Source organism: Sinomonas flava (assembly GCF_039531875.1).
Classification (GTDB): Bacteria; Actinomycetota; Actinomycetes; order Actinomycetales; family Micrococcaceae; genus Sinomonas; species Sinomonas flava.
This window is the reverse complement of sequence record NZ_BAAAQW010000014.1, coordinates 1-12,542: the sequence shown is the minus strand read 5'-3', so window position 1 is coordinate 12,542 and position 12,542 is coordinate 1. Positions and strand designations below refer to the sequence as shown.

Genomic DNA, 12,542 nt, shown 5'->3' with positions numbered 1-12,542 from the left:
TCCCGGCGGAGCCCGGGCCGTCAGCAGGGCGCGATGGCCTCGCAGGGGTCGGCGCCCGGGTCGGCCGTGTGGACCGCCTGCGCGAGGCGGGCCAGCAGCGCGCGGAGGGCGGCGCCGTCGTCCGCGGGGAACCCGGCCAGGAGCGCCGCCTCGGCAGCCGCGACCAGCTCCTCGAGCCGCGCGAGCTGTGCCCGGCCCTCGCCCGTGGCGACGACCTTGCGGGCGCGGCGGTCACGGGGCGCGGGGATCCGCTCGATGAGGCCGGCGTCGGCCAGCCCGTCGAGAACGTAGGTGAGGACGGTCCGGTCGATCGCCAGGTGCGCGCCGAGGGCCTGCTGGTTCGGCAGGTCGTAGTGGACCACGGCCGAGAGGATCTGGAACCCGCGCACGCCGCCCGGCGCATCGCCGATCGCCGACTCGAAGCGGGCCTGGTACCCGCGCAGGACCATGGCGAGGTTCCACCCGAGCTCGCCGGGAACCGTGGACAGGTCGGGGGCCGTGGCGCTCATGTGATCCATCATACCGTCGGGAATGTTGTGGCACAGATCTTCTGTTGAAAAGATCATCTGCAGTTCAGCGTACATCGGAGGCGGCATCACCATGGATCAGGGCATCAGGACCATCGGCATCCTGGGGGCAGGGCGCGTGGGGACGGCTGTGGCGCGAGAAGCCCTCAAGGCGGGGTACGAGGTCCGGATCGCTACCGCCAAGCCGGTCGAGGAGATCGAGCTCATCGTCGAGATCATCACGCCGGGCGCCGTCGCTGTGGCTGCCGCCGATGCCGCATCGTCCGACCTCGTGGTCCTCGCCGTGCCCCTGCACAGGTACTCGACCCTCGACGCCGCCGCGCTTTCGGGCCGGGTCGTCGTGGACGCGATGAACTACTGGGAGCCCACCGACGGCGCCATGCCCGAGATGCAGGCGGGGCGCGGCACGTCCGAGATGGTCCAGGACTTCCTCTCCGGCTCGTCCGTGGTCAAGACCCTCAACCACATCGGTTACCACGACCTCGAGTCGGACGGCCGCCGCGCCGGCGCCCCGGATCGCCGAGCGCTCGCCGTCGCCGGCGACGACGAGTCCGCGCGCGCCGTCGTCCTCGGGTTCGTCGAGGCGCTCGGGTACGACGCCGTCGACGCCGGCCCCCTCGCCGCCGGGCGCGCCTTCGAGCCGGGCACCGAGATCTTCGCCGGCGCGCACGACGCCGCCGGGCTGGGTGAGGCGCTCGGCCGTGCGGCTGCCGGTGCGACCGCCCCGGCAGCGGTGTAGCCCTTCACTGCCGGCGGCGTGGCCCCGCACAATGGCTGGATGACGACTTCGGAGGCGGACGACCGGCGCAGCGGCGGGGCCGCCTCCGTGTCAGTGGACACGGGCGCGCTGACGACAGCCATCGTCGCCGCCGGAGCCTCGTTCTTCGCCCAGCCCGGGGACTGGACCTTCCTCTCGGTGGTCCTCGGGGCCGCCTTCCTGCTGATCCTCCTGGCCTACCATCGGCCTCGAGAGGCCAGGACCCTCCAAGGCGTGTTCGTGCGCGCGGCCTTCGCCGGGACCGTGGCACTCTCGCTCTGCATCATCGCGGGCCTCCCGCTTCAGCTCGCGGCCGAGAACGCCGGCATGACCAACGAGGCGCACGCGGCGGCCGACGCCGTGACGGAGTGGGTCAGCTGGGCCTGGCTTCCAGTCACGGCTGTGGTCTTCTGGCTTGAGCCCCGGATCGCGCGGGCGCTTGCGTCGACTCGTTCGGAACGGCGCGACAGGGCCTAGTCATTCCTCCACATGGGCTGCTCGGAACTCGGGCGGGACCGCTTCCTGGAGGACCCAACGGTTTCCGTCGGGATCGGCAAAGTAGGCGAACTGGACGCCGCCCAGGTTGTGGATTTCGCTGATCTCCGCACCCCGCCTGTGGAGCTCCGTGCGGACTGTGGTGAGGTCCGCCACGACGAGCTGGAGGCCTTCGAGGCTGCCGGGGGCCATGCTGGTCATCCCTGTGCCGATGACGATCGACGCGGGCGAGCCCGGCGGCGTCAGCTGCACGACCCGCATCCCGGGAATGTGCTCCACGTCGTGGTCCACGATGAAGCCCAGCGTCTCCATGTAGAAGGACTTCGACGCCTCGACGTCCGCCACGGGCACCTGCACTACTTCGAGTCGCATCTCCACGGCCACACGCTACCCCGCGAGGCCGGCGACGGCGACCACCATCGGCCTGCCCTGGCCGGGCTCGGGCTCCATGTCGACGAGCGCGAGCTGGGTCAGGCGCAGCGGATCACCCTCGGAGGCTGCCCCGCGCCTGGTGGCCGTGATGTGCGGCCGGAAGCCGTTGCCCGCGTAGTCCGGCCTGCGGAAGGTCGGGACGTGGATGTCGAGCTCGTCGACGAAGACCCTGTGCAGGGCCCGGAGCGCGGGCGAGTCGACGAGGGCGACCGGAGTGTCGTGCTTCGGGCCGAAGAGCTCCGGCGTTCCGGCGGACGCCTCGATCGGCGCCGTGCGCGCCGCGACCGCGGCCATGCTGTCCGCAAGTTGCGCCGCGGCCGCCCACGTCGAGAAGACCGGCATGACCGTGATGTGCAGCGGCCAGTCGCGCACCGCGTAGCGCTCGCCGACGGCCATGGGCGTCAGGGGCAGGACGATCGCGAAGCGGTGCACGCATCGATCGTAGGCGCCTCTAGTCTGGCCCTATGACTACACGGACTCCCTCCGCTCCGGTGCGGGTCGCAGTCCACGGCGAGCCGCTTCCCTTCCTCACCCGTGCGATCGAGGCGGGCGGAGGCGCCGTCGTCGGGCTCGACGGGGATCCCGAGGTCCTCGTCCTGGACCACGGCAACCCCAAGCATGAGCTGAAGGCCGTCCTCGACGCGACCCCGTCCGTACGCTGGGTCCAGCTTCCCTCCGCCGGGATCGAGGCCTACGCGGACGCCCTCACCGCGCACCCCGAGAAGGTGTGGACGAGCGCGAAGGGCGCCTACGCCAAGCCTGTCGCCGAGCACGCCCTCGCGCTCACCCTCGCTCTCCTGCGCGAGCTGCCCGCGCGCATCCGCGCCCGCTCCTGGGCGCCCGCGACCGGGACGTCGCTGCACGGGCTCCGCGCCGTCGTGATCGGCGCCGGCGGGGTGGGCCTGGAGATCCTGCGGCTCTTCCGGGCCTTCGACGTCGAGGTCGACGTCGTGCGGCGCACCGCGGCCCCCGTGCCCGGCGCCAGGAGCACGACGACGGCGGACCGCCTCGCCGGACTCCTGCCCGAGGCCGACGTCGTGGTGGTCGCCGCCGCGCTCACTTCCGGGACGTTGAAGCTTATCGGCGCGGACGAGCTGGCCGGCATGAAGCCGACCGCGATCCTGGTGAACATCGCCCGCGGAGGGCTCGTGGACACCGACGCAGTCGTTGAGGCCCTCCGCGCCGGCACGATCGCGGGGGCGGCCCTGGACGTCACGGACCCCGAGCCGCTCCCGGACGGCCACCCGCTCTGGGACGAGCCGCACGCCATCATCACGCCGCACGCCGCGGACACCATCGAGATGATCCGGCCCCTCCTCGGGGAGCGCGTTGCCGAGAACGTCCGCCGGTTCGCCGAGGGCCGGGATCTTGAGGGGCTTGTGGACGCCGCCGCCGGGTACTGACGCCCGCGCCGCACCGGCCGCCCGCGGCCGGCGAGGATCAGCCGGAAGGTGGAGGCCGGCGTCGTGGGTCGCCTGCGAGGATGGAAGGGTGACTTCCCTGAACACGGACCCGGCCACCGGAGCCGGCATCGCCGCCACGCCCCGATCCCTCTACCGCACCCTGGCCCTCGCCGAGATGGTGACCTGGACCCTGCTCATCCTCGGCATGGTCCTGAAATACGCGCTGAAGGTGGGGGACGGGCCGGTCCAGGTCGCAGGGATGGTCCATGGGGTTGTCTTCGTCTCCTATGCGGTGACGGCGGCCCTCGTCGGTGTGAACCAGCACTGGCCTCCGGGCCGGATCGCCGGCGCGGTCGCGACCGCGGTCGTGCCGTATGCGACGTACCCGTTCGACCGCTGGCTCGAGCGCCGCGGCCACCTCGAGGGTGGGTGGCGCCGCGAGCGCACGGATGACCCCCGCGACAGCTCGTGGGCCAGCGGCGTCCTGCGTGCCCTGCTGGCCCACCCGGTGGCGCTCGCGGCAGGGCTGGCTGTGGCGGTCGCGGCGATCGTGGCGGTGCTGCTGTTCCTCGGCCCTCCTAGCCAGTGGGGCCGGTGACGGACCTGGGCGTGCAGATCTACATCATTCGCGGGCTCATTCGGCTCGAAACGGCGCCGTGGCGTCCTGAGTTGTGCAGATAGTGACGGCGTGGAGCTAGTGGGCGTGCTGGGAGCCCGTCCCAGCGCCTGCTGACCCACCTGCACCCGCTGCCGCAGCGGGAGCGCTCCCGTCGGCCACGACGAACTGCCCCATCATCCCCTGGTCCTCGTGCGTGAGCAGGTGGCAGTGGAACATGTAGGGGTGCTGGGCGTCGGCGTACTTCGGCATGCGGAACGCGAGCCGGTTCCGCTCGCGCGGCATCAGCGGGATGGTGTCCTTCCAGCCCGCGCGCTCGGGGGGCGGCGCGGCGCCGTCGATGTCCAGCAGCCGGAACTGTACCCCGTGGATGTGCAGGTTGTGCTGGAACGCGTTGACGTTGTCCACGTACCAGACCTCGGCGCCGCCGGGGGCGGCGGTGAAGTCGATCCGGTTCATGTCCATGGTCTTGCCGTTGATCTGCCGGCCGCTGAACGTGAAGGACCGGGACGTCGCGACGCGGGTGTCCGGCGGCGCGGCCAGCTCGGCGAGCGCCGCGGGCAGCGCGGCCGACGGCGTCAGGGTCGCCCCGGCGTCCAGGCGCACGACGTCGAACTCGCGCCCGCCGCCGAACGCGTCCGCGGGGTTCACCCGCCCCAGGTCCGGCGCAAACGACTTCAGCATGACGGATTCGCCGGGCGCCATCTCGACGATGATCTCGGCCCGTTCCGCGGGGGAGAGCTGCACGGCGTCGAGTTCGAGCGGCGCGGCGAGCAGGCCGCCGTCGGACGCGACCATGTGGAACCGGCGGTGGTCCGCGAAGCCGAACCGGAACCAGCGGCCCGCGCTCGCGTTGAGGATGCGCAGCCGCACGCGCTGCGTCGTGACGGGCAGGACGGCGCCGAGGACCCCGTTGGCGGCGATCGAGTTGCCCAGGGTGCCGATCGAGTTGCCGGACGGGTCGAACGTGATCTTGCCGCTCGGGTCGAGGCGGCGGTCCTGGACGATGAGCGGGATGTCGTCCACCCCGTACTCGTGGGGGAGGGCCGCTGCGCCCCACGCGGCCGGGGCGGGCTCGTCCACGAGGAACATGCCCGCGAGCCCGAGGCCCACCTGCTTCTCGGTGTTCCCGTGCGGGTGCGGGTGGTACCAGAGCGTCGCGGCGGGCTGGTCGAACATCCACTCGGGGGACGCCGTGGCACCCGCGGCGATCATGGCGTGCGGTCCGCCGTCGGCCGCAGCTGGCAGCTGGACACCGTGGAAGTGGACCGTGGTCTCCTCGGTGAGCCGGTTCTCGACGACGACGCGGACCTTCTCGCCGCGTGACGCCCGCAGCGTGGGGCCGAGGTAGGCGCCGTTGTAGCCCATGGTGTCGGCCGCCTTGCCGGCGACGAACTCGTGGGTGCCCGCCTGTGGCGCCAGATGAAACGTCCTCACGGGGGACCCGCCCGCGGAGTCGAGCGTGCCGGCGTCGAGCGGCGGGATCGGCAGCTTCGCGCCGAACTCGACCTTCGGGACGTCCTCTGGGGCGGCGCAGGCGGCCAGGGACGGGGCGAGGGGAGCGAGCACGACTGCGGCCGCGGAGGCGCGCAGGAAGTGGCGGCGGGAAAGGGGCACGCCTTCTAGGGTAGGCCGCGCGGGCGGACGACTACATTGGGCCTTATGGCATCTGATGTGGACGAGACCCCCGAGTCGCCCCTCGTAGGGGAGGCCGCGACCGTCGTCGTGCTCCGCGACGGCGCGGAGGGCGTCGAGGTCCTGCTCCTCGAGCGGCCCCATTCCGGCTCGTTCGCGGGCGCCTGGGTCTTCCCGGGCGGGAAGGTGGACCCCGAGGACGGGGACGGCGAGGCCGGGCTGCGCCGGGCTGCCGTGCGCGAGACGCTCGAGGAGACGGGGCTCGTGCTCGAGCCGACTGGGCTCTTCCCGCTCTCCCACTGGATTCCGCCGATCGGGGCGCCGAAGCGGCTGCGCACCTGGTTCTTCCTCGCGGGACATCCGGGCGCGGACGTGGTGCTCAACCCCGGCGAGCACGTGGGGTGCGAGTGGATGACACCGGAGGCGGCGCTCGAGCGGCACGGTGCCGGCGGCGTCGTGCTCGTCCCGCCCACCTGGGTGACGCTGCACAGGCTCCTCGGGGCGCGAGGCGTCGACGAGGCGCTGGCGCGGGCCGGCGGGGACGGCTTCGAACGGTACTTCAGCCACCCCCTGCGTGGGGACGACGGCGTGCGCGCCGTCATGTGGTCCGGCGACGCGCAGTACGAGGACGCCTCGGCGGTCGGGGACGCCCGGCACCGGCTGTGGATCGACGCCCTGCCCTGGCGTTACGAACACAGCAAAGTGTGAATGACTCTTTTCAAGTATGACCTGCGCCACTAGTCTCGTTTCGTGCCCCGGCGCCACCGGGGCGGAGGTAGGGCCGGAAGCGTCGCGCACCCGCGCTTCCGGCGGGACGAAAGGCAGATCATGCACCGATCCATCCGCAGGTCCGCACTGTGTGCGGGCCTGGCCGCGGGCATCGCGCTCGCCGGCACCCTCCCGGCCATCGCAGCGCCTTCGGGCACGACGGCGGCGACGTCGCCGACCGCTCTGCCCAGCGCGGCCCAGGCCGGGAGCCAGAACTACCTTGTGCTCTACAAGTCCGGCGGCAAGGCCGCCGGCAAGTCCCTTGACGCCATCGCCAAGGCCGGGGGAACGCTCGTGCAGGACTACAGCGCCATCGGCGTCGCTGTGGTGAGCTCGGCGGCGCCGGACTTCTCGTCCAAGCTCCGCGCGGCGGATCCGAGCGTCGACGCGGCGTCCTCGACCGCGTCGTTCGGCGTGGCGCTCAAGGGCGACGCCGACTCCGCGGCCGCCGCCGAGCCCGTCGTGCCGCCGACGCCGGCGCCCGGATCCGACAGCCTCTCCGGGCTCCAGTGGGACATGGACCAGATGAAGGCGCCGGAGGCGCGGGCCATCAGCGGAGGCAGCACGTCCGTGGTGGTCGGTGACATCGACACGGGCCTCGACTACACGCACCCTGACCTCGCACCGAACGTCGACTTCTCGCGGTCCGTCTCCTGCGTCGGCGGCGTCCCCAACCAGAGCCCGTCCGCGTGGATGGACGACAACGGCCACGGCACCCACACGGCCGGCACGATCGCGGCCGCGAAGAACGGCGTCGGGATCGTCGGGGTGGCTCCGAACGTCAAGCTTGCCGGGATCAAGGCCGGGAACGCGGACGGCTTCTTCTTCCCCGAGGCCGTGGTGTGCTCCTTCATGTGGGCCGCCGAGAACGGCATCCAGGTGACGAACAACAGCTACTTCGCCGATCCGTGGTACTTCAACTGCAAGAACGACCCCCAGCAGAAGGCCATCTGGGAGGCCGAGCGGCGCGCCATCAAGTATGCGCAGTCCAAGGGGACGACCGTCGTGGCGGCCTTGGGCAACTTCTCCGATGACCTGGCCCACCCGACGCAGGACGTGCAGAGCCCCGACAATGCGACGCCGGCCCCGCGCGACGTCACCAACGCCTGCGCCGTCGTGCCTACCGAGCTCCCCGGTGTCATTGGGGTAAGCGCGAACGGCAGCAAGGGCTTCAAGTCGTACTACTCGAATTACGGGTCAGGTGTGGCGGATGTGATGGCCCCGGGCGGTGACCGGAAGAATGTCGCGGCCGGGATCGCCAACGGCCGTGTTCTCTCGACGTACCCGGCAGCCCTCGCGGCCGGATGCGGCCCCAATGAGGTCGTGGACGCGTCCGGTGCGACCTACTGCTACCTCCAGGGCACCTCGATGGCGTCGCCCCACGTGGCCGGCGTCGCGGCCCTCGTGGTCAGCTCCGGCGTGACGAGCCCAGGTGCCGTCGCGGCCCGTATCGGTGGCACCGCCGACGCGGTGCCCTGCCCGACGAACATGTCCGTGTATGCAGCCAACCCGTCGGTGGACAACGGCGCGCCCCAGGTCTGCACCGGCGGCGAGGGCTACAACTCGTTCGCCGGCAAGGGCCGCGTCAACGCCCTGGCCGCGATCGGCGGCTAGCCCCACCAAACGACTGCTCCGTAAGTGTCCTTTTGGGGGCTCGTAACGACACTTACGGAGCAGTCGATGGGGCGCGTCAGCCGCGGCGGGCCTCCACGGCGGACCGGACCACCGGCGCCAGCCGGCGCACTCCCTCGCGGATCTGCTCCGGCGTGACCCCGGAGAAGGCCAGCCGGAGCTTGCTGCTGGTGCCGTCCGACGGCGTGAACGCGGCGCCCGGGATGAACACGACCCCCGCCTCGATCGCCTGGTACAGCAGCGGGTACGTGTCGATCCCCTCGGGCAGGGTGACCCACACGAAGAAGCCGCCGTCCGGCGTCGTCCACGTCGCCTCGGGGGGGAAGTGCTCGGCGAGCGCTTCGAGCATGGCCGAGCACCGCTCGGCGTAGGTGGCCCGGGATTCCGCGAGGTAGCCGCGCCAGTCGAAGGCCCTGAAGAACTCGGTGACGATGAGCTGGTTGAGCGTGGACGGGCAGAGGACCACGGCCTCGGCGGCGAGGTAGAAGCGGCGGTACAGGTGCCGGGGTACGAGCGCCCAGCCGAGCCGCACCCCGGGGGAGAAGATCTTCGAGAACGAGCCGCAGTAGATGACGTCGTCCGGGTTGTCGGCGCGCAGCGGCGGGAGCGGGTGCCCGTCGAAGCGCAGCATGCCGTAGGGGTTGTCCTCGAGGACCAGGATGTTGTGCGCGCTGCAGATGTCCACGATCCGCTGCCGCCGCTCCGCCGCAAGCGTGATCCCGGACGGGTTGTTGAAGCTCGGGATCGTGTAGAGGAGCTTGATGCGCTTGCCCTCCGCCTCGAGCTCGGCGATGCGCGATTCGAGGTGCTCGGGGATGAGCCCATCGTCGTCCATGAAGACCGGCTCGACCTGCACCTGATAGGCCTCGAACGTGTTGAGCGCGCCGACATAGGTGGGGTCCTCGACCAGCACCACGTCACCCGGGTTGCAGAAGATCTTCGCCGCGATGTCCTGCGCGGACTGGGAGCCCGTGGTCACGACGACGTCCTCCGCCGAAGCTCCCACGATCCCCTCCTCGGCCATGATCTCGCAGATGAGCTCACGCAGGGCCAGGGTTCCCTTCCCCCCGCCGTAGTGCAGCGCCTCCATGCCGTGCTCCACGATCACGCGCGAGGCCGTCTCCGCGACGAGCTCGAGCGGCAGCTTCGACAGGCTCGGGGAGCCACCGGCAAGCGAGACGAGCCCGGGCTGGATCGAGATGTCGAAGACGTCCCGCACGGCCGACTGCTTGATGTTGTAAGCACGCTCGGAGAAGAGTGCCTCGTGGCGGTGGCTCGCCTGCGCACGTTCAAGGGCTGTCTGGGTCTCGGCGGTCAGCTCGTCCCCGAGCTCCGCAGGCCGCGAGGCGGCGATGTCCTGTGAAGTCACGCACACATCCTAGCCCGCAAGTTGCCGAATATGCATCCTCTGTTGTCTTCGTCCGCTCGTCCCAGACACGCACGACGGCGGCGACGCACCCGAGCGTGGGGGCGTCGCCGCGGCGGATGGCTGGCGTCAGTGGCGTCCGGTGATGTCGCGCGCAGCGTCCTTGATGTGCTCGCCGGCCTGCTTGAGCCCGGCCTTGGCCTGTTCCGCCTGTCCCTCGGCTTCCAGGTCCGGGTTGTCGGTTGTCCTGCCGACGTTCTCCTTGACCCTGCCTGTGACTTCGGTGGCCTTGTTCTGGATCTTGTCTCCGAGGCCCATGGCTTCTCCTTTCCCTCTCATTCGAGCTTCTCGCTCACCGTTACGACAACGGCGGTACGACAACGGCGGCACACCCGGGGGGAGGGTGCGCCGCCGTAGTCATTCGCGCTTTCCTGATCGAGCCCAGCGGCGATCAGGCCAGTCGCGGTCTCATTGGGGTCAGGCGTGATGACGACGACGCGTGACCATCCCGAAGATCGCCAGGACGATGATCGAGCCGACGATCGCCACCAGCCACGTCTGGATGCTCCAGAACTCCTGGAGGCCGATCCCGAAGATCGCGCTTCCGATCCAGCCGCCCAAGATGGCGCCGACGACGCCGAGAAGCATCGTGATGAGGATGCCGCCGCCCTGTCGGCCCGGCATGATGGCCTTCGCGATGGCTCCGGCGATCAGCCCGAGGATGAGGAATGCGAGAATGCTCATTGTGTTGCTCCTTGTCGTGAAGTCCTGACGTCAGTGAAGCGACAGATCAGTGGCCAGTCACGTCTTTTGCAGCATCCTTGATGTGCTCGCCGGCCTGCTTGACCCCGGCCTTGCCCTGGTCAGCCTTGCCCTCGGCCTCAAGATCCCTGTTGTCGGTGGCGTCTCCGACGCCTTCCTTGGCCTTGCCCTTGAGCTCTTCGGCCTTGTTCTCGAACTTGTCTCCCAGACCCATAGCCGTTTCTCCTCCCTGGACGAGGGGCAATCTGCCCCTCCTTGGGTTGTGCAGCCCGAGGTTTCTGGAGCACCCCGGCGCTCGGACTTGTGTTTCCCGAACGCTGGCTGAGCCAAACAAACGTTGTTGCGGATTGAGCTGCCGGATGGCGGCCCAGTGTGTGGTGGATCCCCCACGGGGAAAGAAGGAGGGATGAAGCCTCTCACGATGGATACGACGGCAGCTGCCGTCTCAGTCAGCCCCGAGGCCGACAGCACGGTCACGGTCAGTACCGCGGCGGCCGGGAACTCGGCCTCCATTCCGCCGGAGCCGCAGCCGCCCAGCCAGCCTCCCGGGCCCGGGCCCGAGCCTGGGGGTCCTGAGCCCGGGCCGAGCACCTTCCCGCCCGTCGACCCCGACGCCGAGCCCATGCCGCAGCCTGGCCAGCCCTCACCCGGGGGTCCCGTGCCGGGGCAGCCGCCAGGCGCTCCACAGCCCCCGGGCCGTGAGCCGGGCCTCGACCCGTTCGACACGCAGACTGGATCGGGCTGGCTGAGCGCACCGCCGGCCGACCGGCCAGGCGACAGGGACCCCGGGCCGGAGAGGGGCGATCCGGGCCGCGACCCGATCGAACGTCCTGTTGTTCCGGGCAGCGGGGAGCCCGACGCGCCCGACGGGCCGCCGCGGGACCCTGACTCGCCCCAGCCGGGCGCGCCCGAGGACCCCTATGCCCCGGTGGCGCTCCCGCCTGACTCGAAGGATCCGCTGCATCCTGACGGCGAGAAGCCCTGAGGCGTTCCAGGCTCCTGAGCAGGAATCGCCCAAGGGCGAGGAAGGGGCTGGGACCGGCGAACCGGTCCCAGCCCCTTCCTCTGTTCTGACGCGGACCTCTTCTTGGCCCTCTACTCGGCCAGAGAAGCACGATGCCGGTGGAGCCCCCAGCTACCGCCCGACGTCGTGCATCTGCGCCTGGCCCCGAGAGGCCCGTTCGGCCCAGTCGGGCCGATGGAGATCGATGAGGATCCGCGCCAGTCCTCGCGCCCGGGTCGCCGCCAGCCGGTCGCCTTCGATGGCAGCGACCATCGCGCCCTTGGTCAGGATGTGGAACGACCAGGCGAATCCCTCGGGGTCGTCGAGCCCGGCGGCCTCTGCCAGGGCGGCAAGCCGCCTGCGGATGGCTGCGAGGTGGCCCATCGCGGCCCGGCCCAGTGGGTGCTCGGGTCCCATCTCGATCATGACGTGCAGGAAGGTGCTCACCTCGGCGGTCCCGCGTCTGAACCAGTCGTCGAGGACCGTGAAGGCGGCGAGCAGCGCGTCATCAGGTGTATGGCTGCGTGCGATCGCGTCTTCGATCGCATCGTGTCGGGTTCGGTACCAACGGTCCATGTAGGCGAGGACCAAGGCTTCTTTCGATGGAAAATGCCGGTAGAAAGTAGCTTTCGCCACACCCGAGCGCGCGATGATCTCGTCGACACCCACGTCCCTCACGCCCCGCCTGGCGAAGAGCTCGTAGGACGTCTCCAAGATCCGTTCGCGAGCCGCGGGGCGTTGAGCCACTTGTGCCCGGCCGTGATCTCGACCGTCCATGCGATCCATAGTAGCACTCTAGACAGACAGGTCTGTCTACTTGTATAACTCTTCGTAGCGGGACAGACAGGTCTGTCTCGTTTGGACGGAACTGGACAGAACCGGCCAGGACCCCGGGCCCGGGAACGGGCAGGGGGCCGGGCCGGCCGGAAGGACCGGGACGCCGCGGTGTGCGGCGGCGAGGAGGATGGCGCTGTGAGTGAGTCGAAGGCTCGTCTGAAGGTGTTGGCCGGCGGGCGCGGGGATGCCCTGCGCGGGGCCGTGGCTGTGGAGGCCCCGCAGGAGGCCCCCGAGGGGGCTGTGGAGGCCCCGCAGGAGGCCCGGGAGGCGGTGCGGGGGCCGCTGGGTGCGGAGGCCGCGGCGCTGGTG

Annotated in this window: 16 protein-coding genes; 7 read left to right on the top strand and 9 right to left on the bottom strand. The window is 70.7% G+C overall.

Annotated elements, in window-relative coordinates; genetic code table 11:
* Positions 1 to 20 precede the first annotated feature (20 nt).
* A complete protein-coding gene (locus ABD298_RS17515; RefSeq protein WP_344301100.1) occupies positions 21 to 509 on the bottom strand; it encodes a MarR family winged helix-turn-helix transcriptional regulator in 489 nt (162 codons plus the stop codon).
* A gap of 91 nt (positions 510 to 600) precedes the next feature.
* On the opposite strand from ABD298_RS17515, the gene ABD298_RS17510 reads away from it, so the two are divergent.
* Both ABD298_RS17510 and ABD298_RS17505 read left to right on the top strand, forming a co-directional pair.
* Positions 601 to 1,266 (top strand): NADPH-dependent F420 reductase, encoded by a 666-nt coding sequence (locus tag ABD298_RS17510; RefSeq protein WP_344301098.1) that lies wholly within the window; start codon positions 601 to 603, stop codon positions 1,264 to 1,266.
* 39 nt (positions 1,267 to 1,305) lie between these two features.
* The gene (locus ABD298_RS17505) at positions 1,306 to 1,761 is read left to right on the top strand and encodes a hypothetical protein (RefSeq protein ID WP_344301096.1); all 456 of its coding nucleotides are present in this window, start codon (positions 1,306 to 1,308) and stop codon (positions 1,759 to 1,761) included.
* Here the strand turns inward: ABD298_RS17505 and ABD298_RS17500 are convergent, their stop codons facing one another.
* Entirely contained in the window at positions 1,762 to 2,157 is a 396-nt protein-coding gene (locus tag ABD298_RS17500; RefSeq protein ID WP_344301095.1) for a VOC family protein, read from the bottom strand.
* 9 nt (positions 2,158 to 2,166) lie between these two features.
* On the bottom strand, positions 2,167 to 2,643 hold the full coding sequence (locus tag ABD298_RS17495; RefSeq protein ID WP_344301094.1) for a 2'-5' RNA ligase family protein: 477 nt from the start codon (positions 2,641 to 2,643) through the stop codon (positions 2,167 to 2,169).
* Positions 2,644 to 2,675: 32 nt separating this feature from the next.
* Here ABD298_RS17495 and ABD298_RS17490 point away from each other — a divergent pair, with 32 nt between their 5' ends.
* Both ABD298_RS17490 and ABD298_RS17485 read left to right on the top strand, forming a co-directional pair.
* A complete protein-coding gene (locus tag ABD298_RS17490; RefSeq protein ID WP_344301093.1) occupies positions 2,676 to 3,614 on the top strand; it encodes an NAD(P)-dependent oxidoreductase in 939 nt (312 codons plus the stop codon).
* A gap of 88 nt (positions 3,615 to 3,702) precedes the next feature.
* Positions 3,703 to 4,212, top strand: a complete 510-nt coding sequence (locus ABD298_RS17485; protein WP_344301092.1) for a DUF3817 domain-containing protein — start codon at positions 3,703 to 3,705, stop codon at positions 4,210 to 4,212.
* 96 nt (positions 4,213 to 4,308) lie between these two features.
* Here the strand turns inward: ABD298_RS17485 and ABD298_RS17480 are convergent, their stop codons facing one another.
* A complete protein-coding gene (locus ABD298_RS17480) occupies positions 4,309 to 5,847 on the bottom strand; it encodes a multicopper oxidase family protein (RefSeq protein ID WP_344301091.1) in 1,539 nt (512 codons plus the stop codon).
* Positions 5,848 to 5,892: 45 nt separating this feature from the next.
* On the opposite strand from ABD298_RS17480, the gene ABD298_RS17475 reads away from it, so the two are divergent.
* Complete coding sequence (locus ABD298_RS17475) at positions 5,893 to 6,573, top strand: NUDIX hydrolase (RefSeq protein ID WP_344301090.1); 681 nt, start codon at positions 5,893 to 5,895, stop codon at positions 6,571 to 6,573.
* Positions 6,574 to 6,693: 120 nt separating this feature from the next.
* The gene (locus tag ABD298_RS17470; RefSeq protein ID WP_344301089.1) at positions 6,694 to 8,247 is read left to right on the top strand and encodes a S8 family serine peptidase; all 1,554 of its coding nucleotides are present in this window, start codon (positions 6,694 to 6,696) and stop codon (positions 8,245 to 8,247) included.
* Positions 8,248 to 8,323: 76 nt separating this feature from the next.
* Here the strand turns inward: ABD298_RS17470 and ABD298_RS17465 are convergent, their stop codons facing one another.
* The 4 genes from ABD298_RS17465 to ABD298_RS17450 all read right to left on the bottom strand — a co-directional run bounded on the left by ABD298_RS17465 (position 8,324) and on the right by ABD298_RS17450 (position 10,607).
* Positions 8,324 to 9,634 (bottom strand): aminotransferase-like domain-containing protein, encoded by a 1,311-nt coding sequence (locus tag ABD298_RS17465; protein WP_425564480.1) that lies wholly within the window; start codon positions 9,632 to 9,634, stop codon positions 8,324 to 8,326.
* A gap of 126 nt (positions 9,635 to 9,760) precedes the next feature.
* A complete protein-coding gene (locus ABD298_RS17460) occupies positions 9,761 to 9,949 on the bottom strand; it encodes a CsbD family protein (protein WP_344301088.1) in 189 nt (62 codons plus the stop codon).
* A gap of 159 nt (positions 9,950 to 10,108) precedes the next feature.
* Positions 10,109 to 10,375, bottom strand: a complete 267-nt coding sequence (locus ABD298_RS17455; protein ID WP_344301087.1) for a GlsB/YeaQ/YmgE family stress response membrane protein — start codon at positions 10,373 to 10,375, stop codon at positions 10,109 to 10,111.
* A gap of 46 nt (positions 10,376 to 10,421) precedes the next feature.
* Entirely contained in the window at positions 10,422 to 10,607 is a 186-nt protein-coding gene (locus ABD298_RS17450; RefSeq protein WP_208710678.1) for a CsbD family protein, read from the bottom strand.
* A gap of 192 nt (positions 10,608 to 10,799) precedes the next feature.
* On the opposite strand from ABD298_RS17450, the gene ABD298_RS17445 reads away from it, so the two are divergent.
* On the top strand, positions 10,800 to 11,378 hold the full coding sequence (locus ABD298_RS17445; protein WP_344301086.1) for a hypothetical protein: 579 nt from the start codon (positions 10,800 to 10,802) through the stop codon (positions 11,376 to 11,378).
* A gap of 150 nt (positions 11,379 to 11,528) precedes the next feature.
* On the opposite strand, the gene ABD298_RS17440 is transcribed toward ABD298_RS17445, so the two are convergent.
* Positions 11,529 to 12,182, bottom strand: coding sequence for a TetR/AcrR family transcriptional regulator (locus ABD298_RS17440; RefSeq protein WP_344301085.1), 654 nt, complete (start codon positions 12,180 to 12,182; stop codon positions 11,529 to 11,531).
* Between the last annotated feature and the right edge of the window lie 360 nt (positions 12,183 to 12,542).